Annotated in this window: 16 protein-coding genes and 2 pseudogenes; 13 read left to right on the top strand and 5 right to left on the bottom strand. The window is 55.6% G+C overall.

Annotated elements, in window-relative coordinates; all coding sequences use genetic code 11:
* Positions 1–237 precede the first annotated feature (237 nt).
* From ACMYR2_RS17740 to ACMYR2_RS17730, 3 genes are all read left to right on the top strand, one after another.
* Entirely contained in the window at positions 238–1,023 is a 786-nt protein-coding gene (locus tag ACMYR2_RS17740; RefSeq protein WP_416193418.1) for a hypothetical protein, read from the top strand.
* A 92-nt stretch (positions 1,024–1,115) separates the two neighbouring features.
* A complete protein-coding gene (locus ACMYR2_RS17735) occupies positions 1,116–1,307 on the top strand; it encodes a hypothetical protein (RefSeq protein ID WP_416193417.1) in 192 nt (63 codons plus the stop codon).
* A 205-nt stretch (positions 1,308–1,512) separates the two neighbouring features.
* Entirely contained in the window at positions 1,513–3,195 is a 1,683-nt protein-coding gene (locus ACMYR2_RS17730) for a tyrosine-type recombinase/integrase (RefSeq protein ID WP_416193416.1), read from the top strand.
* A gap of 176 nt (positions 3,196–3,371) precedes the next feature.
* Here ACMYR2_RS17730 and ACMYR2_RS17725 read toward each other — a convergent pair whose 3' ends face one another.
* The gene (locus ACMYR2_RS17725; RefSeq protein WP_416193415.1) at positions 3,372–4,301 is read right to left on the bottom strand and encodes a tyrosine-type recombinase/integrase; all 930 of its coding nucleotides are present in this window, start codon (positions 4,299–4,301) and stop codon (positions 3,372–3,374) included.
* A gap of 408 nt (positions 4,302–4,709) precedes the next feature.
* Between ACMYR2_RS17725 and ACMYR2_RS17720 the strand changes: the two genes are divergently transcribed.
* The 6 genes and pseudogenes from ACMYR2_RS17720 (at position 4,710) to ACMYR2_RS17695 (ending at position 11,993) form a co-directional block, all read left to right on the top strand.
* Positions 4,710–6,887 (top strand): hypothetical protein, encoded by a 2,178-nt coding sequence (locus tag ACMYR2_RS17720; RefSeq protein ID WP_416193414.1) that lies wholly within the window; start codon positions 4,710–4,712, stop codon positions 6,885–6,887.
* A 115-nt stretch (positions 6,888–7,002) separates the two neighbouring features.
* Positions 7,003–7,195: pseudogene (locus tag ACMYR2_RS17715) on the top strand (IS5/IS1182 family transposase); the annotation flags it as partial.
* 654 nt (positions 7,196–7,849) lie between these two features.
* Complete coding sequence (locus ACMYR2_RS17710) at positions 7,850–9,145, top strand: hypothetical protein (RefSeq protein WP_416193413.1); 1,296 nt, start codon at positions 7,850–7,852, stop codon at positions 9,143–9,145.
* Between the two features lie 32 nt (positions 9,146–9,177).
* A pseudogene (locus ACMYR2_RS17705) lies at positions 9,178–9,393 on the top strand (transposase); the annotation flags it as partial.
* Between the two features lie 251 nt (positions 9,394–9,644).
* A complete protein-coding gene (locus tag ACMYR2_RS17700; RefSeq protein ID WP_416193412.1) occupies positions 9,645–10,616 on the top strand; it encodes a hypothetical protein in 972 nt (323 codons plus the stop codon).
* 528 nt (positions 10,617–11,144) lie between these two features.
* On the top strand, positions 11,145–11,993 hold the full coding sequence (locus ACMYR2_RS17695; RefSeq protein ID WP_416193411.1) for a phospholipase D-like domain-containing protein: 849 nt from the start codon (positions 11,145–11,147) through the stop codon (positions 11,991–11,993).
* Here ACMYR2_RS17695 and ACMYR2_RS17690 read toward each other — a convergent pair.
* A complete protein-coding gene (locus ACMYR2_RS17690) occupies positions 11,905–12,990 on the bottom strand; it encodes a phospholipase D family protein (protein ID WP_416193410.1) in 1,086 nt (361 codons plus the stop codon). The genes ACMYR2_RS17695 and ACMYR2_RS17690 overlap by 89 nt on opposite strands.
* A 282-nt stretch (positions 12,991–13,272) precedes the next feature.
* A complete protein-coding gene (locus ACMYR2_RS17685) occupies positions 13,273–13,845 on the bottom strand; it encodes a recombinase family protein (protein WP_416193409.1) in 573 nt (190 codons plus the stop codon).
* 170 nt (positions 13,846–14,015) lie between these two features.
* Between ACMYR2_RS17685 and ACMYR2_RS17680 the strand changes: the two genes are divergently transcribed.
* The 4 genes from ACMYR2_RS17680 (at position 14,016) to ACMYR2_RS17665 (ending at position 18,087) form a co-directional block, all read left to right on the top strand.
* Positions 14,016–14,378: a hypothetical protein gene (locus ACMYR2_RS17680; RefSeq protein ID WP_416193408.1), complete on the top strand. Its 363-nt coding sequence runs from the start codon at positions 14,016–14,018 to the stop codon at positions 14,376–14,378.
* Positions 14,378–15,145 carry a hypothetical protein gene (locus ACMYR2_RS17675; protein WP_416193407.1) on the top strand — a complete coding sequence of 256 codons (768 nt, stop codon included), beginning with the start codon at positions 14,378–14,380 and terminating at the stop codon, positions 15,143–15,145. Before ACMYR2_RS17680 ends, ACMYR2_RS17675 begins: the two co-directional genes overlap by 1 nt.
* Positions 15,146–15,165: 20 nt before the next feature.
* Positions 15,166–15,423, top strand: a complete 258-nt coding sequence (locus tag ACMYR2_RS17670) for a hypothetical protein (protein ID WP_416193406.1) — start codon at positions 15,166–15,168, stop codon at positions 15,421–15,423.
* Positions 15,424–15,813: 390 nt separating this feature from the next.
* Positions 15,814–18,087, top strand: a complete 2,274-nt coding sequence (locus ACMYR2_RS17665; RefSeq protein ID WP_416193405.1) for a hypothetical protein — start codon at positions 15,814–15,816, stop codon at positions 18,085–18,087.
* Between the two features lie 52 nt (positions 18,088–18,139).
* Here the strand turns inward: ACMYR2_RS17665 and ACMYR2_RS17660 are convergent, their stop codons facing one another.
* Positions 18,140–19,345, bottom strand: coding sequence for a type IV secretory system conjugative DNA transfer family protein (locus ACMYR2_RS17660; RefSeq protein WP_416193404.1), 1,206 nt, complete (start codon positions 19,343–19,345; stop codon positions 18,140–18,142).
* Between the two features lie 393 nt (positions 19,346–19,738).
* On the bottom strand, positions 19,739–20,764 hold the full coding sequence (locus tag ACMYR2_RS17655; RefSeq protein WP_416192988.1) for an IS110 family transposase: 1,026 nt from the start codon (positions 20,762–20,764) through the stop codon (positions 19,739–19,741).
* Positions 20,765–20,809: the final 45 nt, after the last annotated feature.

Raw genomic sequence — 20,809 nt, 5'->3', positions numbered from 1 at the left:
ATCGTCATTAGCGACGATCTTTATTGCGACAGTCGAACCGCGATTCCGACTCATTCCTACGGGTATCCGTCAAGCTTCGCGCGGCCTTCGACAGGGCGGCGGTTGACGGTGCGTAGCAGGGGCAACAAGCCCGACTGCCGTAATCGCCCGAAACTGGAGTAGTCTCGGAAGCGCGCGGAGGGGCTGCGCCCGATTCGCTCAGACAGTTCCAATCAAGATCGATTCCGAGGTCTCGACATGCGCGTCATGGACATCCCGTCATTCCCGAGACCGATCGAAATCCTCGATCTTGAAACTCTTTTCGCAGCCCGTCTCAACGACACGGTCGTCGAGTGGCCCTGCCAGGGGATCCCGCTCTTGGGCTACATGTGCCACCCGAACGACGAGACCGAGCGCCACGGCCTCGTGAGCCTGCTTCGCAGTTGGCCGAACTACGAAGGATCGGGGCAGCCACCGGTTCCCAGAAGGGTCAACCGAATCCAGGGCAACTGGCTGAGGGTCGCTGACATCTTTCATTCATACTGCGACTTGATCGATGGTCAGCACCAGGAGCGGCGGGGCGGGCCAAGCATCGGAAAGGCCATTTCGCTGGCCGCGGCCAAGACAGAGAGCCGAGGCACCGGGGAGGCCAATCTCTGGAAGCTTTGGAGCGGCTACAAGGATGTTGCGCACCTTGTTGCGGCAGCCTGCTTGGTCCGGCGCGAGGTGTGCAAAAGATTTGTTGGACGCCCGCCAAGACTGAACCCAACTCAGTTTGTACCGTTTCAGATGGTGCATTTAATGCCTGATCTGGTGTTGGCGGTGGCGCTGGAATTTGAGCGGATCGGTCAAGCAAAGGGAGAAGATCCGCGGTCAGAGCCGGCGCTCGACCCCGACACGCACTGGCGAATCCCAAGCGACATCAATGTCGCGCCGCTGCCTCCGCCATTTCGCGAGATTCGACCGCAGGACATTAAAATCCTGAACGATCGCCGCGCGGGCAATCGCGGGCGTGCCAACAAGACTACTCCAGTTTCTGACTGATGCATGAGATGGACGTCGAAGTCCGGGATATCTCCACGGTGTAACGCTGTCGGAGCGATGTCTGGCAGCCCCGAACCAGAGAGGTTGCCGTCATGGATTTGCAGTCCCCAAAATCGTCCCGGAACACACCGACCGCGGAAGGCATGCTGACGCCCAAGGAGTTCGCGAAGGCACAGAAAGTCAGCCTGTCGTGGCTCGCCAAGGCACGCAAGCGCGGCGACGGTCCGCCGTTTGTGAGGTTCGGCCGGTCCGTCCGCTATTTCCCTATGCGCAGGCCGCAATAGCCATCGTCGCAAAAGGCGGCGGCCATCAAATAAAGAATATCCCACAATACATCAGTATACATCGGGATACACAAGCAACATTATGTATTGGGAATAATCTTCTAAGTACATGTACCCATTATACTATTTACAATTTCCCAAATTACACTTAGATACATCTGCAGCTATCCCCGTCCACCATCGGCGCCAAGGACGCCTTCCCAACGTGACCAAACCGTCCCTCCTCGAACCCTCGTTCGCCGACGCACTCTCTGCGATCGAACAGTCGACGGAGCTGGCACCGCAAATGCGGTCTCAGTGGGCATCAGCGTTGCGCCAGATCGCCAAGGCGCTCGACAAACCGATGGAAACTCTGCCGGCCCGCCTGACGGCGATGCGGTTCAACCTTGAGCGACTGCATCATGCGACGGTGGGCGCCAACGCCAAGACGCTTGCCAACCAGAAGTCCAACGTCAAAGCCGCATTGCGCTGGTTCGGCAAGGAGCATGATGTAGCACCGCGCGGAATGCCGTTGACGGCTGCCTGGGCCGCCTTGCGCAATAGCATCGGTGATTATGGCCGCAAGGCACGGCTGTCCGGCTTCATGCGCTACTGCTCCGGTTGCGGTATCGAGCCGGCGGCGGTGAACGAAGCCGCGTTGAGTCAATATTTCGCCTACCGCATGCAGACGACCTCGCTTGCGACGAATCTTGCGGCCCGCCGATCGATAGCCCGCGCCTGGAATGTGTGTGTCGGTCACAGCGCGGTCTGGCCACAGCGGAAGCTTGCCGAGCCAGCTCTACAAGCGGCAGATGGGCCCGCTTGGAACGACTTTCCGCCGGGACTTCAAAAAGATATCGACTATTACCTCGCTAGTCTCCAGAAGATCCGTAAAGGGACGAACGGCAAGCGTTATCGCCCCTGCAGCGCGACGACCATCAGGACCCGCAGGGCGGAGTTGGTGGCAATGGTGCGCAAGGCGGTCAAGATTGGCATTCCCATCGAACGGTTTACCTCACTTACGGCCCTCGTGCATCCCGATGTGGCCGGGCCCGTCCTCGACGCCTATTGGCGTGATAACGGCGATGAGCCCAAAATCTTCACCATCGAGCTGGCGTCAAAGTTAGTCGGACTGGGGCGCTATTTGAGTCTGGATCAGGACGCGATCGATCGCCTGGAAGATCTCCGCGCTACCCTTGAAGAGCATCGGCAAGCCGGCTTGACGGAAAAGAACCTGGCGGTTGTCCGAAAGGTACTGACGCCGGGTGTCTGGAGAAGCGTTGTCAATTTGCCCGCGCAATTAATGCGCGACGCCCGGGCAAGTCTCCCCTACGCTCCGGTCAAGGCGGCGCTCACGGCCCAGATCGCGGTCGCTATTTCGATCCTGTGTTTCGCGCCCATCCGGCTTGGTAACCTCGTCGCGATCCGGATCGATCAGAACTTGATTAAGCCGGGTGGACCGGGCTCATCCTTCTGGCTGAGCTTCCCGCACTATGATGTGAAAAACCGTGTTTCCCTCGACTTCACTTTTGACGACGAGCTAACAGAACTGATCGACGAATACATCCATCAGTATCGGCCGCACCTGATCCGCGGAGCGAATTCTGACTTCCTGTTTCCCGGGGCGAGCGGGGGCCCGAAGACCGCCAACATGTTCAGCGGTCAGATTACCGACCGGATTGAAGAGGTAACGGGCCTGCGGCTCACCGTTCATCAGTTTCGCCATGCGGCCGCAGCAATTTACTTGCGACACAATCCCGGCGCCTACGAGGTCGTGAAGCGCCTGCTCGGTCACCGCAATATGCAGACCACGATCAACTTCTACTGCGGTCTGGAAACGGTGCAAGCCAATCAGGACTTCGGAAAGATGATTCGCCGGCAAATGAGGTTCGAGGAGGACGTTGCATGATGCCGGCAACTTCGAATGCCCCCGCATCAAGACCTAATCGTTTTCAGGTGCGATCATTGCCGATCGCAGAGTGGCCGGCAGCAGATCGCCACGCATGGATTGCGGCGTGCCGTCCGAGCCAAAGGCTGGTTCTGCGATCAACATCGCCCATTGGATAGCGAGCAGCAAAGTGAGCTCTACCGCTCGGCTTTCGTGTATCCTTGGAGAACCGTTCTTAATGCCTCAGCCGCGCTCAGGCTTGATGCGCGATTGTAATGCTCCTCGGTAACGCGCGGGTCTCGGTGATGAAGGAGAGCACTTGCCAGGTACGGGCTTTGACCAGCGTGGACCGCCGCGCTTGATGCAGCGGCAGTCCGAAACATGTGTGAAGAGACCCCAACCCCAATTGCGGTCAGGGTGGTTTTTTTGATCGCGTCGGCGACAGCACTGTAGGTCATTGGTTGGCCATCCGCCGAGGATAACCACAGTGCATTTGATTCGCTCTTCTGTGCCAGCACATCCCGATATTTGGACAGGTACTTCTCCAGCGAGGGAGCTAGCATATCATCGAGGCGCCGTTCGTCAGGGCGGTTTTCTTTTGTCTCACTAGCGCCGAGAATAATCCACCACTGCCCTTCGATATTCACAAAGTTGCGTCCGATTTCGAGACTTGCGAAGTTCTTGAGGCGAATGGGATGCAGAGCCAGCGTGGCGACCATCAATCCGTTGCGAAACTGACGCGCCCTGGCAAGGTCGGAGCAGTTGGTCGAATGATCTGCCTCGGCCATCAAGGTCAGGCCATGCTCAACCAGAACTTCGGTGAGCACGAACCGATCGGCTTTCGAGCGCGGTCGCATCACCATTGCGAGGTCCTTTTCGATTTCGGTCAGCCATCGAAAGTCGCGTCGTGGATCGAGCAACTGGCTGGCCCGTCGCAACTTGTAGATTGATCCGTAGACTGTGACGGATGAAACCCTCTTCTGCAGTTTAGTCAGATACCCGGCGACGTTCTCGGGCGTAACATTGCCGGCGGCGGCACCACGGCGGTCGAGCAAACCCGACCGATCCAGGAAATCAAGAAAATAGCCGTAGCGGCGCGCGAGATCCGAAAGCGTGATTGGCTTCATGTGAGATCCGGCACCGCCCCGAGCCAATACCTTTTTAGAAACAGGTCATCATCGAGGCTCGAAGCGCCCGGACCTCCTACTGCCCTCGCTAGTTTTCATTGACAGCGGCAAACCGGGCTACGACACAGGACCGACCATGGCGCGAAGACGACATTTCGGAAACGCTTGGAACAGGTCGATCGCGAAGAGAACAAGCGGAATCTTTTCCTTACGATAGTAGGCGTGAACATTGCGGGCAACGCGATTGAGGATAGGGTCAGCCTGATGATCCCCGAGAGTCTTCTAAAGTCGGCGGAGACCGAGTATGAGAGGCACGGGAATGTTCTGAGCTTCCGGCAATTCCGAGACGGCAGTGTTGCTCCGAACATCGCGGCCTGAGTGTGAACTCGGTGTGATCAAGGGGAGTAAATGCCAGAGTCTATCAAAATCAGCATGAAGCATTGCTTCGGCATTGATGCTCTTGATCATGCGTTCGATTTTTCCAACAACAACATGCCTGTTCTGGTCTATGCGCCTAATGGCGTGATGAAGACATCTCTAGCGAAGGCTCTTCGCAGTTACGCGAACAATAAACAGCCCGAGGATATCTATTTTCCGGAGCGGAAGAGCGAACTGTCTATATTAGATCAAACCGGCGCAGCACTGGACCGAGAGTCAGTGTTCGTGATCGACTCCATCGACGAGAAATACCAATCCGCACGGATTTCCTCGCTCCTGGCAAGCGAGGAGCTGAAAGCCCGTTATGACGAAATTTTCGGTTCGATTGCGGAGAAGAAGGAGAACCTGTTCAAGGCGCTGAAAAAGCCGTCCGGACTGTCGAAGGACATCGATCTGGCAATTGCCGGTGCCTTCAAAGTCCGGCGCGAGGATGTCCTCGTCGCCCTTGCCCGCCTGGAGCGGGAAGTCAAGGAGGGTGCCAATTCCCAGTACTCATCTCTGAAATACAAGGTCCTGTTCAGCGACAAGGTCCTGGAGCTTCTTCAGAACGAGAATGTCAAGGCGCTCATTGACGACTACACGAAGGTCTATGAGCGGATCCTTGATCAGTCCATGTATTTCAAGAAGGGCGTGTTCAACCACAGCAATGCCGAGACAATTGCGAAAAACTTGAAAACGAATGGCTGGTTCGAGGGTGGACATTCCGTCAATCTTGTTCACGGCGGTGTGCGCAGCGAGATCAGAACCGACGCCGAGCTGATCGCGGCAATCGAGACCGAGAAGAAGAAAATCCTGACGGACCCTAAGCTGGCGGAAATGTTCCAGAAAGTGGACGGGACGCTCACGACAGCCGAGCTGCGGAGCTTCCGTGACTATCTAATAGAAAATCCCTTCGTCGTGGCGGAGCTGAGCGACATCGATGCGTTCAAGCAAAGGGTATGGATTTCATACCTGGTCGAGAACAGCCAAATCTATTTTGATCTGATCAGCGAATACGACTCCAGCAAGGAGAAGATCAAGTCAATCGTCGGCGAGGCCGAGAAGGAACAGACACGCTGGGAATCTGTGATTGCGCAGTTCAATGAACGGTTCTCGGTACCCTTCGATGTGCGTGTCGAGAACAAGGGCGATGCCGTACTGAACGTCTCAGCGCCGCAGATTTCGTTTTACATCAAGAATCGTGAAGGAGCAGACAGAAAAGCGGATCGATCGATTCTGGATCGGGGGCTAAGCACGGGTGAGAAGCGGGCACTGTACATCCTGAACATCATATTCGAGGTGGAAGCGCGCAAGAAGGCTGGCATCGAAACGCTTGTGGTCCTCGACGATATTGCGGACTCGTTTGATTACAAGAATAAATACGCAATCATCGAATACCTCAACGACATGCGGAACGAGGACAGCTTCCATCTGGTCCTTCTCACGCACAACTACGATTTCTACCGCACGGTGCGCGGGAGGCTCGGAATCTATGGAGACAACAAGCTGCTTTGCAACCGTCTCAATGGTGCCCTGCAACTTATTCCAGATCGGCTCAGCGACAACCCGTTCGAGGACTGGAAGAAGAGGCTCGACGATCCGGTTGTCCTAGTCGCATCAATTCCGTTCGTCAGGAATCTGGCGGAGTATGTCGGGAACGCCGCTGTCTTCGATCAACTGACTTCTCTTCTTCATATCAAGGACAACACCAGGACGATCACAGTGAATGATCTGTCCGGGAGGTACGCTTCGATCCTGACGGCAGGATCATTCAAGGATTTCAGCGCGAATGCCGGGACGGTTTTCGATCTTGTGATGTCGGCATGCAACGAGGTCTGCAAGCGTGGAGACGACGACCTGTCGCTTGAACAGAAGATTGCCCTTGCGATTGGCATTCGCCTGCTGGCCGAAGAGGTCCTAATAAAGAAGATCAACGATCCGGATTACGTCAAATCAATCGGGAAGAACCAGACCGGAAAGCTGATCCGCAAGTACGAGAAGTCGGGAACGTGCGACGGGGTCATCCTCACTGCGGTCAAAAGAGTGGCGCTGATGACGCCTGAGAACATTCACCTGAATTCCTTCATGTTCGAGCCGATCCTCGATATGTCGGGACATCATCTAGTGTCGCTGTTTCAGGCTGTGAAGGATTGCGCCGACGCCGCATGATGCCTGCTGCCAGTTAGGCGCGCCGGATCCGGTTCAGCGCCGAGGCACTGGCGGCATCCAATCGGCGGACGGTTGGCGCGCATATATCGGGGAGCTAGGAAAGGCTCGCACCAGCCTCTCCGCCGGTGGACCTCCTGCGCAGGTCCTGATCGATAGCTCGGCCGTGAACGCGCATCTTTGCGCAACTGGCGGCAACGGGGGAACATCAGCAGGCCATCGGCCGATCGCGCGGCGGGCGGACCACGAAGATCCATGTTCTGACCGACGCGGAGTGTCGTCCCGTCGCGTTCTTGCTGACCGGGGGTCAGATATGAGTCCGGACCCTAAGATAGGATGCGCCGCCTTATCGACTTCCCCATTCAGGCAAAAGGCGCAGCCATCCGGACAGATTTTTCGCATCTAAATAGACGCGCTCCCGATGGACCGGATCGCCGCCATGTATGGTGAGCCGGAAATAGCCCGGCTCGATCGCCGCCGTGGCTCGCTCCAGCAATCCGATAGCTCTTGCATCAGGTGCCCTATCAGGTCACTCAAAAGTCGAACCTTTTGTAAGATTTTAAGAGCACAAGTCTTTCGTATGCGAAACATATAGTTGCGTTCAGCGCGTTCGCTTTTCGATCTCGCTCCATCGTTATACCCACGCGAAATAAGGGTGATCTTAGATAAAACATAGACAAAGCGTGTCAGTGCTTGTGAACGACGACAACGTGAGGGTTGCGCCGAGCAAGGCCAACAGGACTGCCACATAAACGGCGCGCCGGCCGACACCAATCACCAGTCCTGCCCAGGACCGTCGTGCCGCTGCCTGCCGCGCATTTCTACTTTTTGTTATTCATGCTGATAAGGTCCAACACGACTCGGATGGCGGGCAGCGGTTGTGCTAAAAAGCCTCGAGAGCGAAGCGTCTGATCGACGCGCCGTGATAGCATGCCAGGATTGATCGGTTTTTTTGGGGGGCTTCCTTGACGATTGTGGCGACCGCGCCAGCGCGCGCTCTCTGGCGCGCGGAAAAAACCGTCACCCGGTCGGGGCATCATTTGCGCCCGCACACGCCAAGCCCGGTGTCAGCCGGCTTCGTCGCGCCACCCGTGCCCACGCACATCGCCTTTCGTCCGGAGGCGCTAGCGGCTTCGATGGCGAGGGCGCTCACCTTGCGCCACGCGCCGGACGCGATGCTGGAGCGATGGGCAAGGATGCAGCTCCTTGAAGTGGAATACCTGGTTCAGGACGGTGCGGCCTTTGCCCTTGCGCCGGAAGTGACCGCACTCGCCGACGCGGAGCGCTCCGGTTTCGCCGGGCGCGTTGGCGCGGGCGTCACCGATCTCCTGATGAACACGCTCGGCTATACGTGGCGGGATAACGCGGTGTGCCTCTCCGCCAGCCTCGAGCCCCATGCCGACTTTATCTATGGGGGTGGTGCCGTATCCGCGCATGGCGTGGTGCTGGCTGAGGCGCACGGGTCCTTTGCTCAGGCTGTTACCGATGGCCGCATGCGCTGCGAGTCCTCTGCCAAGTATCGACGGCAAGTGAAGCCGCATATAGGGAGTGTATGCCCGCACGGCAAAGCCGTGCATGGCTATTCGGTGGCGTTCGGCTCTCACCCGACCACGCATGATACCTTCCTGCACGTCACAGAGACCAAGATAACCAATAGCAGGAAGAAGGCCGCGCCGCCTGCGGCGGCGGCCCGTGGCCTTGCACCTGTCGCCACGTCACTCGCGCTCGCCTCGCACCGTTCGAATTTCCTCCTCATGGGAGCTTCGCGCATCGTCGCATGGATCGATTGGCTACGGAACGGTGGCCCGCCGCCCGCAGACGATCTCGTGGCCCCCTTCGTCACGGTGCAACAAGGCGGGCAACGGTTCTGGGTGGCGCTGGAAGCGCTCTTGCCGTTCGTGCGGCCTTGGACACGGCCTGACGAAGGGCCGTTCTGGGCATGGGAGGATTTCGAACGCTTGCTGGAAGCGCGGCGCATAGGTCTCGACAACGTCTTCGCCATGGAAGAATGGGCCGCGAATTCTTTTCTTTCGACGCTGTCCGCGATGATCGACGGTGGACGCGAGCAAATGCCCGCGACGCTCGAACTACCGGTCATCGCGCTTTCCGGCCTTTTCACCGATCCCGAACGGCCCGGGCATGACGACGGTGCGCGATATCCGGTCGCGCAGTTCCGCGATGGCTTGGCATTGCTCGGCCGGCTGCCGCGCATCGAACGGCCGGGTTCGCGCATCTGGTCGCCGCGGCAGGGGTTTGGATGACGATGGGCCGCACCTTATACACGCACTTGCGCCTGACGGGGGCAAGGAGAGTTCCACGAAGGCATCGAAGTTTTTCAAAGGAGCAGATCGCATTTGTTTTGAAGCAGGCCGAAGACGGTGCAGCGGTTGCTGATGTCTGTCGCAAGGCGGGGATCAGCGAAGCAACCGTCTACAATTGGCGAACGGAGTGCGCTGGGCTAATGCCCTCGGAGATGAAGCGGCTGGGTCTTTTAACCCCTGAAAATTCCAGCGCTGGCTGGCCTAGATTCGGGGAGCGCTCCAAACCCTGAACAGCGTCCACTATAAACGAGGGTAAATCGAGGAGCAGGTCACGAGCCATCGATCATCCAACCTTGAGAATTGTTGCGCAAGCACTCCATCTAACCTTAAACTTTATTCTTGCGGGCAAGCCCGGATCGTACGAGAAAACAATCTTGTGAAACGTCCGCAACTCTCCAAGCCACCACTCGTGAGGCGGCACCAGCATTAGGATCGCGGCGTGGACGAGAAAGTCACCGGCATCAAGAACATCCAGATCGCTGCCACCACGCGCTATCCGATCGTGAGCGCCTACGAGTTCGAGTTCCTGAAGACCGAGGAAGTAGTCCAGCGCATCATTGAAGGCTGCACGATTTATTTCATCCTTCAACGGCCGCTGATGATGTTCAACAACGTTGTCCCCAACGGCCTCCAGATTCAGTTCGATATTGTCGATACCGTCAACCCGCCGCTCCATTGCATGCTTGACCTGGAGGAATGCAAATTATTCAAGCCGGGCGAGAGCTGCGATATCGAATTTCAATTCTACAAAAAGATACGCGACGAGATGCCACCGCTGAACGATGTGGCGGCGTTTAAAGCCCAGAAGCTAGATGGCACGTTCGTCGTCTGGGAAACACCGCAAAAGCTGCTCTACGAAGCCTTGGTGAACGGCCTTCCGCTGCATTGTGAGGGCGATGTCGAGCCCTATCTGACCTACACCGTGCACTATATAGGCAAGGCGTTTTCACAATCGGTGTGGGATCGCCTGACGGGTCATGAAAAGATGCAGAAGATCCTAACCCTTGAGCCAACCTTCGCCACGGCCAACCCGAATAACCGGGCGCCGTTTGAGATCGCGCTGTTGATGCTGGATATTGAAGGCGTCACCGAGGCGAATGTTTTCTCGGTTTTCGATTTTGCGGTGCCGGCGGGCGTGAAGCCGATCGAGCACCCCCTGGATACCGAGGCAGAAATCAAAGATTATCTGACCTGCAAGATCAATCTCAAATCCCCGGAATTGACATCAGAGGTCGAAGCCAAGCTAATTCATCTCTTCAAGCCGGACTATAACGAGAAGAAGTTCGATTCCTATCCCAATATTCAAAAGGGGACCCGCTCGCTGGGCTATACCTCCGCCGAGCTTATCATCGGCAAGCTGCCCGCCATTCTGAAGACCGCGACCCACACCCAAGGGATCATCGCAAGCTAGCGATACGCTTAAGGGCCGAATGGCCGACATGAACATGATTTACCCAAGGATCATCATTTCGTGCCGACGTCCTTTCTGAAGCAATGGGCTGGGCCGAGTGGCAAGCTTTTCGAGTACGCACGCAAATACATTAAGCTCGTTTCAAAGCCGGTCGGCTTACGCTGCACCGGCTTTGAACCTTTATTCCTTTCCCAATTTGCCGTCGGAGATGGCGCATTCCTTGAGCAATCCTTCGTCGGTTTATGCGGACAGGACGGCGCACGAAGCGTTACGAACGCTCTTGGGCGCTGAACGGAAGCCTTGGACCATCGAGCCTCGCAGCGCGTGGTCGTGCTCTGTGGTCGCAAAGGGGGCAACGGGAGTGATAGCTGACTACCAATCCAAGCTATTCGCACATGAGCTGAGCAGGCGGTATTCCGTTGCGGATGCCGAGAAACTGGTTTGCGCTTCGGATGCCCGGATGAAATTCAAACCAATGGGCCAAGGCGGTCGGCTTGCGCCAACATCTTTTGGCGAGGAGGACTAAGGATGCCGAAGAGGGAAAGCTACAGGGTAGGCAGCGAATTATTCATCGTCGACAACAGCGCCGATGACTGGAAGGCGCTTCGGTATCTCCATGACTGGTGCCAGATATCAAAGGCGATCGACATTGCCACCGGCTATTTTGAGATCGGCGCGATCCTTGGTCTGGGCCAGGAGTGGCAGAAGGTCGACAAGATTCGCATTCTCATGGGGGATGAGGTTTCCAAGCGAACGAGGAAAGCTTTTGAATCCGGCCTCAGGACTATCGCCGACCGTTTGGACCAGAGTATCGAGCAGGAGAAGGAGAAAAACCATTTTCTGGCGGGCGTTCCCGCGATCGTCGACGCTATCAGATCGCGCAAGATCGAATGCCGAGTTTACCGGAATGACAAGTTTCACGCCAAAGCATACATAACCCACGGGCGCATGGATGTTGTCGGCTCCTCAGCTCTGGTCGGCTCCTCCAATTTCACGCACCCTGGCATGACTCAGAACATTGAGTTGAATGTCCAGATCACTGGTACGCCCGTTGCAGTCCTCCAGGAATGGTATGAGGAGCACTGGGAAGAGGCCGAGGACGTTTCGATCAATATTTTGAAGGCAATCGAACGCCATACACACTTATACCTACCGTTCGACATCTACACGCGTTCCCTGCAGCAATATTTTTCCGGTCACGAAGAAACCGCGACCGAGTGGGAGCAAAACACGTCCCGAATTTATCCAGTTCTCGCCAAATATCAGCGCGACGGGTATGGCTCGCTGATCAAGCGCGCCAACAAATATGGCGGCTCCTTCTTGTGCGACGGCGTAGGTCTTGGCAATCATGCTTGTCCGGCCATGTCATCATGTTGACGTTGGCGATCTCTGTGCCGACGCGCATTCGAACGCCGAACCGGTCGAATTTACCGGGTTTGGCCGTATCCGGCGTGAACTTGCTTGGCCATCCCCAAAAGTCGGGATCATTCTCCCGCGCGCTGAGCGGAACAAAAATCTCAGGCGACCTTCGCGACGTGCCGGGCGTGACCTGTCCGGTGCCGACATCGGTCCGCTGAAGAGTCATCACGAACCCTTTGTTGGGCATGGCCACTGCTGAGGCTGCAATCGTCGCGGCGCTGGTTGTTGCCGTAGTGCCCGAAACCTGTGGCGGAGATTTTCGAGGCCATGCAACAGATGGGGCGTGTGCGACACTCCGGGCTGAGAACAATGCCTCCAGCACTTCGGTGCTTTCAGTTGTTTCGCCGCCGTCGGCGGTCTCGCCGTCCGTAGCCGCATCATCGCGCTCAGATGCCGTCAACGCTTCGACTGGGACATAGCCACGGGCGACGAGCGTCGTCAGAAACGCACTATCCAGAACCCTAGCCGTTCCAGTACTTGTGTTTCCCCATTCATCAAGCACGGTCTCTATGGATTGAAGCATAGTGACATCGTCTGCAACCGACAGATCGAGATTGAGATGAACCGATGCCTCATAGTTGGTAAAAATCCCACCCTCAGTCAGGTTGCCTGAGCCGACCAATACTTCGGCCTTGGCATCTGAGCGAAACAGGTAAACTTTCGGATGGAATGTTGATGCAATCGGATTGTGAAACACAACCACACGGCCTGAGGTACCAACACCGACCAGGAGGTCATCAAGTCCTTCTTTCGATGTACCGCGATGGTCAATGCCTACAATAAGGTCACTTTTGCCTGCTTTTGAGAATGCCGCAAGTGGACCAACTACATGACGGGTACCTGACTGCTTTACAAAAGCTATCGCAGCACGAAAAACTGGCCAGGACTTCTGAAGATTATCAATCAGGAAGTCGCCGAGGCGGTTTGCTCTTGCTGGCTGATGAATGAATTCCATGCGTAGAGCATACCCGATTCGCGGACATTCAACCGTATCGCCGGTTGAGCACTCGCACCGTTTGGCCGTTGCATCACCAGTCGGGAAGCCTTCAGGCTACCCCGACCCCCCATGACAAGGAAGGCATCGGCCTTCCCTTGGCCCTTGCGACCATAGGGCGTTCCTGCCCCTTGGAAACCCTGACGAGGACTTTCGCGTCCCTCGACCCACGACCGCCATTCCGTTTGCGGCATCCGGCACGGGAAGATTGCGCGATCCCCGTAACCCCATCGCTCTTTATCTTCATTGCACCGTTTCAGTTTCGGCCTGCCGCCGCAGGGAACGGCTGAGTGTCCATTGCGGCACGTCCATCTCGCGGGCGACGCTGGCGGTCGTCATACCGCCAACCTCGATGCGCTGGCGCGCCTCCTGCAATTGTTCATCCGTGAGAACGCGCGGCCTGCCGATGCGGGAGCCCTTCTTGCGGGCGACGGCCATGCCTTCCTTTGTCCGCTGCGAGAGCGTGCGGCGCTCGAACTCTGCCAGGGCCGACAGCATGGTGTAGACGAAAATCCCGGCAGGCGTGGACGTGTCGATATTCAGGTTGGCGATCTGGAAATGAACGCCGCGCGCACGCAGTTTTTCCGCTTCTGTCAGGGCATCAACGACAGAGCGGAATGCCCTGTCCAAATCCCAGACCACCAGCATGTCGCCGGATTTCAGCCGTTTCAGAACCTCATTATAGATGGGACGCTTCGTGCTACAGGCCGATTGCGTTTCGATATGGAGTTCGTCGCAAATTTCGCGGAGCCCCTCGATCTGCCGATCATGACGCTGCTCGGGCGTTGAAACACGGATGTAAGCTATCTTTTTCATGCAATTTCAGTTTCTTATTGGAAATCAGGGCATTCACACAATCGACCCCTTTCGCTTTTGCATTTCCGGCCATGTTTCCCCAACGTAGACCATGGCGGAAAATCCCTAATTTCTATAATATCTTAGCAGATATGGTCGGCCCGTTTCAAATATAACGAAAAGGGTCGATTTTGAGCGTCAAGATCAAGGGATGCAGCCCGATCATCATGGGCGCAAGCACCGCAATTTTCATTTCATCTTTTCTGTCCCCCGCACCCGCGAATGCGGCGGGAACGCAGTTCACGGCAGAAAAAGTCATGAAAGAAATGAACAGCGACCAACGCACATCCTACATTGCGGGGGTTGTCGAAGGGCTCGCCGTTGCCCGATACATGAAGGACGGAAAGAAAAAGGCCGGAATGGAGTGCATCTACGATTTTCTGTACGGGAACAAAGGCACTATGAGCGTCATTTTCGACGCGTTCGACAAATACCCGACCTACCCACCGGGCTCCGTCATCGACGTTTTGACGAAACAGAAGTGCGGTGAGTGATGCAGGTTATTCTCCCGCGCTCGTGGAAGGAAGAATTCGCAGCCGCCGCAGCCAGGCGCGAGGACATCCTGCACGCCGAAAAGATGGCTCGGCTTGACGAGCGGGAACGAGAGCGGCGCAAAACAGAAAGACTTGAAGGCGAACGCCGCGATAACGAGTTCATGGCGGTGGTGGAAACTGTTTTGGCGACCTCGGAAGAGATCGCGGCATTCCGTGTCGAGCTTGACGAGTATGATACGAAAACTGTCGAAGCGTTGATGGAGAACCGTGAGGCCCTTGAAGTGGCGCGCGAGCGCATCGATGCGCTGCTTGAGAACGCTTATGTTCTTCCCGATGGCCGAAAAGTATTCAAGACAAAAGATGGCCTTCGCGTTTTTGATGAGAACGGCCAAGCATTGTCGGCGGAGACGATCGACCCGAACGAGATAGACGATAAGAAACCACGGTGGGAAGAATTCAAAGGGGTGGTCGATGAAGGAGCCCGATTGGCGCAAGAACGCGAGCAGCTTTTGACGTGCCAGGCAAAGCTCGACGAAGCCCGTGAGCGCCTCGACAAAGGCGAAATCACACATGAAGAGCTGGAGAACCTCAAGGCCGGCCTTGCAGAAGACATGCCGGACACCGTGCGCGCGAAGCTCGACCGTGACATACCAAAGACGGATTCCGACTTGGCGCACGAAACGGCAGCGGCAAAACCCGCTCTTCCCGCTGATATGGATGATCTCATTCGCAGTACTGGCTTAAGTTCTGGGCCGACGGGACCATAAAGCCATACCAAAGTTCAAGCATGAATATGCTTGATTGCCGTCCCGCCGCTCCGTATCCATTGACTGTCACACACCATTTTCCCATGATAGACGAGCATCCGAAGAAGCTGCTGCTGAACGGCGGCACTATTTTTGGGTGGGACAACGGCAAAGGCCTGCATCATGGCTTCAGCCGTCACGCAATCAGCTCAGGCGCTCCGCTAAACCTCATTCAACGCTTGCTCGGCCATCCCAGCGTGGAAACCACATATTCTCGGGCGATAGGAGACAATAAGTAGGAACTTGCTTGTCAAATGTGGTAGCAGAAGAGGCCTCTTTGAAGGTTCAGGCGAGTAAGAAGTACGATGCGGCACCACTCTATAAACATAACGCGGTCTCTCACTGTTACTGACTTTTTTTATTGTTCTATCCTTGTCGCGGCAATCATCTCATTTGAGGTTTGGAATAGCTGCGCAATCGGCAAAGAATTAGCCAGAGTCCACCAAACTGACACCAAGGACGTTTACGCAGAGATACAAGAATCCACAAACCGGCCAGATATATGCAGGATACTACGGCGCTACAGTCCGAATAAGCACTCTGATCAGCCACAGACTCCGTCTGCGTCCATCACAGATTCTGAAGTTCTGAATTCTGTCAAGGATGCCTGCGATAGCGACGAGATATCTTTGAGTGGCCAGCGCGGCCTATCTAACTGCTCCAAAGATCAGTTGGCAACCCTATCCACAGAGCACCTCAACTTTCTTGTTGCCGTTGTAAACCGACTTGAGACGTTAAAGCGTTTTGAATTGTCGTGTCTCTCAATGGCGGAAACTAGTGACGTTCTGCAAATTCAGGCCGCAGAGATTCTATTCTCAGATATTCAAAGTAAGCTGGTCTGGATTAGTGGTATTAATTCCATCCAAATTGGAATCTCGAACTCGAATATAGATGAGTTAATCTTACAGGATTCGACCACTGGCCATCTAGAAGTTACCGAGTCAAAAATCGCGAATAGTTTCGGGCTGATCCGAAATCGACTTTCCGTCTCCATTAAAAGTGTGCGCCTTGGATCATTCGTTGCCCTCCAGAACGAGTTGTCTTCCCTGACATTTTCTCGATCTGAATTGAGGGAAGTCACATTCTTTGGCAATGAAGTTACCGGCGGCTTGACCTTTGGCGCTGATTATCAGGATGAGACGCTGTACGCAGCGGCTAATTCCACTGACGCGTTGCCGTATTTGGTTGGCGGCGATGGCGGTGGAAAGATTTTGATATCGGGTAACAAGATCAGCGGGGAACTCCATGTCAACCACGCAAACGTCACTGCTATTCAAGTCTCGAATAATAAGGCGACTTCCCTAGTCATTCGCGCCGCAAAAATTGCCAACGCGCTGCACGTGACTGACAACAAAATTGAAAAAGATCTAAACTTGGGGGTTTCCAAAAATATCGCAAATCTACAAATAACGGGGAAAGCGACGCCATTTTTGCCGCTGGAGATACAAAGTGGTTTCGCAGCGATTAGTAACAATGATGTTGGTGGAGATTTTAACGTGGCAGGCGCGATCTTCGGTTCCACCAAGCCACTCTCTTTTATTTATTTTCACGAATCGAAGGCAGAAAACTTTCTTTTCCTTAATTCAAGCGTCCGCTCGCAATCATCGATTAATTTTTACAAGACACAGTTTCGTTCATCGATAAGATTTGCGTGTGTCGATGTCGATGCAGAGATTATTGGCTCAGAGTTTAGAACCGAGACTATTGACTTTAAATTTACAAAGATCAAACGACCACTTTTGTTTCGTAACGTAGATGTTGACGTGATGGAATTAACTTCACCGCGCGACGCCGACGATGACGTTTGTTGGTCTGGTTCAAAGCCCCGACCCAATGTATCTTTGGAAAGAAGGCCCGCTGACGGATTGCTGAGACGTGACAAGTTGCTTCCCTGGCCAAGTAGAGAGCAAATAGAAGATGCCTTTTCGAGTTTCGCACTAGTAAATTCGCGAATCGGAACACTCGCCCTGAATGCGTCGATACGAGAAATTCTGATCTCTAGCGTTGAGATTCAGAGGGACGTGTATCTTTTGGGAAGGTTTGGTTCTGAAGTGGACCTCAGCAATTCGCAAATTCGACGCGGCCTTTTTATTGATAGCCCGGACGCTCCAATCCGTTGGGAGCACGGAAGTAAACTTATACTCCGAGGAACAAATATCGACACGTTTGCCACGTCCGCCTGCGGGATATCGTTTGGCGAATGCGATCGGAAAAGCCTTGATGGTTGGTCACCTGTTCCAGCAAGACTGGACGGAGTCAGAATTCAGATCGTAACTGCTTCGCCATCTATCGGGGAAAATCGGAGTGCTGAGACAGTGGCTCTGTTAGACCTTCCAAGCGATAAGATAATTCAATGGCTTAAAACTGGATCCATGCCGCCTTTGCCAACACATTTTAATCCGCAGCCCTTTGCAATGTTCGCAAAAATACTTTCTGAATCCGGATATCGAGATGCAGCAAACGATCTACATGCGTATCGAACTCAAAGATTGTTGGAGCAAAGTGACAGCTACCTGAACCATATCAAGGCTTATGTGGGGCGTTTAATCGGTTACGGCTACAAGCCCGATGGTTTGATCATCTTTTTGGCGGGTGTTGTCGCTATAGGGTGGTTTATGTGGCTTCTACTTGCATGGAACGATATTCGAGCTTGGTTTCGATCTAATCCCAAAAGGGCGGCTAAGGCGTGGCCGATATTACTGGCTTCACCGCTGTTGGGGGCAACGATACGCATTCTCCCAAATATCGCAGAATTCTGGTCTCTTACCCCCAGATGGGAACGTGCTGTTGCGCTTGAGTTAAATCGCGACCCTTATGCTCATTGGTATTTTGTCGTTCATTCATTTATCGGTACGGCGTGCCTATTTCTATTGATAACGCCTCTCACAGGGATGTTTGATTGAGCATCGTGGCGAGAGCCGATATGCAATTTGCCCGGGTCCGTGGTCGTCGGGGCTACCGGGAGGGGAAGGATAGGACTTCGCGCGTCACGCGCGACGGTACGGCCTCAAACCACGCATATTTATCGGGCTTCTCGCGCACGTCGCGCAGCATTCCGTTCATTTCCGGACGTTCCCAGAAGTTTGGCATATCGACCGTGAAATACCCCTGGTCGCGGGATTCCAGCAGCGCGCTTTCGCCGCCGGTCGCAAGGCGGATGTCTTCCACCTGGAGCAGCGGTCTTGATTGTTCGGAGAGATTGTCGCCGGAGCCGTTCACCTGGTTCTGGTTGACGTTGAATCCGCGCACCATGACCGAGGTGCGGCCCGAGCGGTGCTCGATGTCTTTGAGTGTTTCGGTATCTGGCAGCCCCCGGTAGAGCGTATGCGCAACCGCCTTGCGCCAGATGCGCGCGAGTTCGCGCCCGTAGCGGTTTTCGATCTGGGCTGCGGCGTTCTGGAACACGCCGAGGAAATTGATCCCGCCCTGCCGGTAGAGGGTCAGGATTTCAGGGAAGTTGCTGACATAGAGCTGGCCCCATTCTTCACCGATGACCAGCGCCCGCAACGGGCCATGCGCGTCGGCAAAACGTTCGATGACCGCCGCAGCCATCGCGCCCACGAAATTCCGGCTCGTGTCGGAGCGGGCCGACCCAATAATAAAGAGCGCGGTTCTCTCCCGTTTCATATCGGCGGGATCGAAGCTGTTGCGCTCGGTCACGGCCCGCGCCGCTGATCCGGGCTGAAAACCTTGCAGCCGTTCCACCACGGTCGAGGAATAGGCGTTCCATTGATCGGTCGAAGCAGTGAGCCCCGCGACCAGGCGGCACATGCCCCAGTCTTCCTCCATGCGGGAATCCGACGCCCACACCAGCAGATCGTCCGCAATCTCATCCGGTGCGCGCCCGAAGAAATCCCAAAGCCCGCCGACCGTGCAGGGCCAGCGCTCGGAAGGATAAAGCGCCGTGATCTTGTTGTAGAGGGCGAAGGCCGTGCGCACGCCCTGGCCGATCCATTTGTGATGGGGGTTCGGATCGACCGGCACGAGATAGCTGGCGGCATCGTAGGCCGCCTCCCACACCAGAGGCCGCAGCGCCGGTCTCAAAGCAATTTCCAGAAGCCGCGTGTTGAAGTTATAGCTTTCGGAAGGATAGCCGTAGAGTTTCCCGGCATTGATAAAGCGCACGCGGTAGCCTTGCCGCTCCAGCGTTTTCCACGACACCCATGCAAGCTCGGCGTGTCAATCGGCCCTTTAATTGCGGGTTGTTGTCAACTCTCTTTTTGAAGCCATTCGGCAAAGTGGTAACGCTCGGCCCGACGGAGCAGGTCTGGGTTGCGCAGACGGGGCGAGCGCGGCTGGTGGATCGATAGCCAACTCGTATAGTGGGCCGATTAGCTGTCACCTGGTTTCAATGCGATCAGTTGCCCGTCGCTGGGGTCATGGTCCTTTCCGAGGTCGCAAGCGCCTCATGATGATGTCCGGATCGGGCGCCTCATCGTTTGCAACGGGGTGCGGACGAGCCGCCACCAGCCGATTGACCGAGGTCACCACGACCACCGTCCCAGCGGGACATCGCCAGCCCGGCGGACCGGGCCAGGAACTTGCAAAATAAGGTCAGGCCGGCGCGTTGCCCCAGTCGAATGATGTGCCGTCGACCCAGATGCAGTGGAGGATGACAGCGATCTTGCGGGCGATAGCAACCTTTGCCTTTTTCATGCCGATCCGCTTCGCAAGTTTCATACCCCAGGCTTTGAGGGAGGACCATTTCTTTGTTCGATAAAGCAGAACGGTCGCCGCCTCGTAAAGGTACGTTCGGAGGAGCCTGTCGCCCCATCGGGATATCTTGCCACTAGTGTCAGTCTCACCAGATTGGTTGCGCCGAGGTGTGAGGCCGAGATAGGCGCCGACTGTCGAGGCCGATCGGAAGCGAGACGGGTCATCGATCGTATGGCGGAACGTCAAGGCGGTGACCACGCCGACACCAGGAACTGTCATCAGGCGACGCGTCGTCTCGTCCGACTTCGCCAATCGGCGGACCTCGTCGTCAAATTTGCTTTGCTGCTGGCAGATGAGTTCATGAATCGACAAGAGCGGCGCGATCACGCTGAGGAGTTGATGATCTTCGCCCAATAGCTCGCCAACCTGGTTACGGAACTGTTGGCCAATGGCGCGAGGGAATAGCAACCCACACTCCTTGATCAGACTGCGGACCTGGTTCTCGATATCCCGGCGTATGGACACAAGGCGGAATCGCGCCACGAGGATAGCTCGAACCTTCTGGCTCTTCTCACTCTTGATTTTGACTTCTCGAAACCAACCAACCCGCACCAGTTCGGCAAGGCCCCGAGCATCGTTCTGATCGCTTTTGTTCATGCGGACCGATAGTGCTGCGTGTGCATGCCTTGCATCGATGCAAACGACGGGGAGTTCGACCCTACGAAGCTCATGCCAAAGCCAGCTCGCCATTGCGCCCGTCTCAAAGCCGATACGCTCCGCCAGTGGCGCATGTTTACGAAGTAACTTTGACAGATCTCCAGGATGAGACTTGGCCTTTCCTTCAAAAATTGCTTCACCCGTCTCATTGACTACGCAAACCGCAGTCTCTCTCTGCGAGACATCTAGCCCGACGTATTGCCGCATGACAGCTCCTCCGAATCGCTTGATTGCGAGAGGTAGACGATAACG

The sequence above is a fragment of the Nitrobacter sp. TKz-YC01 genome (assembly GCF_047824785.1).
Taxonomy (GTDB): Bacteria; Pseudomonadota; Alphaproteobacteria; order Rhizobiales; family Xanthobacteraceae; genus Nitrobacter.
Note: the sequence above shows the minus strand (reverse complement) of the source record. Positions and strands in the feature narration are given on the sequence as shown.

Coding starts and splice junctions, on each gene's coding strand:
- ACMYR2_RS17685 (WP_416193409.1), bottom strand. CDS start 13,845: ATGAAAAAGATAGCTTACATCCGTGTTTCAACGCCCGAGCAGCGTCAT.
- ACMYR2_RS17695 (WP_416193411.1), top strand. CDS start 11,145: ATGCCGAAGAGGGAAAGCTACAGGGTAGGCAGCGAATTATTCATCGTC.
- ACMYR2_RS17670 (WP_416193406.1), top strand. CDS start 15,166: ATGAATATGCTTGATTGCCGTCCCGCCGCTCCGTATCCATTGACTGTC.
- ACMYR2_RS17740 (WP_416193418.1), top strand. CDS start 238: ATGCGCGTCATGGACATCCCGTCATTCCCGAGACCGATCGAAATCCTC.
- ACMYR2_RS17690 (WP_416193410.1), bottom strand. CDS start 12,990: ATGGAATTCATTCATCAGCCAGCAAGAGCAAACCGCCTCGGCGACTTC.
- ACMYR2_RS17725 (WP_416193415.1), bottom strand. CDS start 4,301: ATGAAGCCAATCACGCTTTCGGATCTCGCGCGCCGCTACGGCTATTTT.
- ACMYR2_RS17655 (WP_416192988.1), bottom strand. CDS start 20,764: ATGCGGCAATACGTCGGGCTAGATGTCTCGCAGAGAGAGACTGCGGTT.
- ACMYR2_RS17720 (WP_416193414.1), top strand. CDS start 4,710: ATGCCAGAGTCTATCAAAATCAGCATGAAGCATTGCTTCGGCATTGAT.
- ACMYR2_RS17675 (WP_416193407.1), top strand. CDS start 14,378: ATGCAGGTTATTCTCCCGCGCTCGTGGAAGGAAGAATTCGCAGCCGCC.
- ACMYR2_RS17735 (WP_416193417.1), top strand. CDS start 1,116: ATGGATTTGCAGTCCCCAAAATCGTCCCGGAACACACCGACCGCGGAA.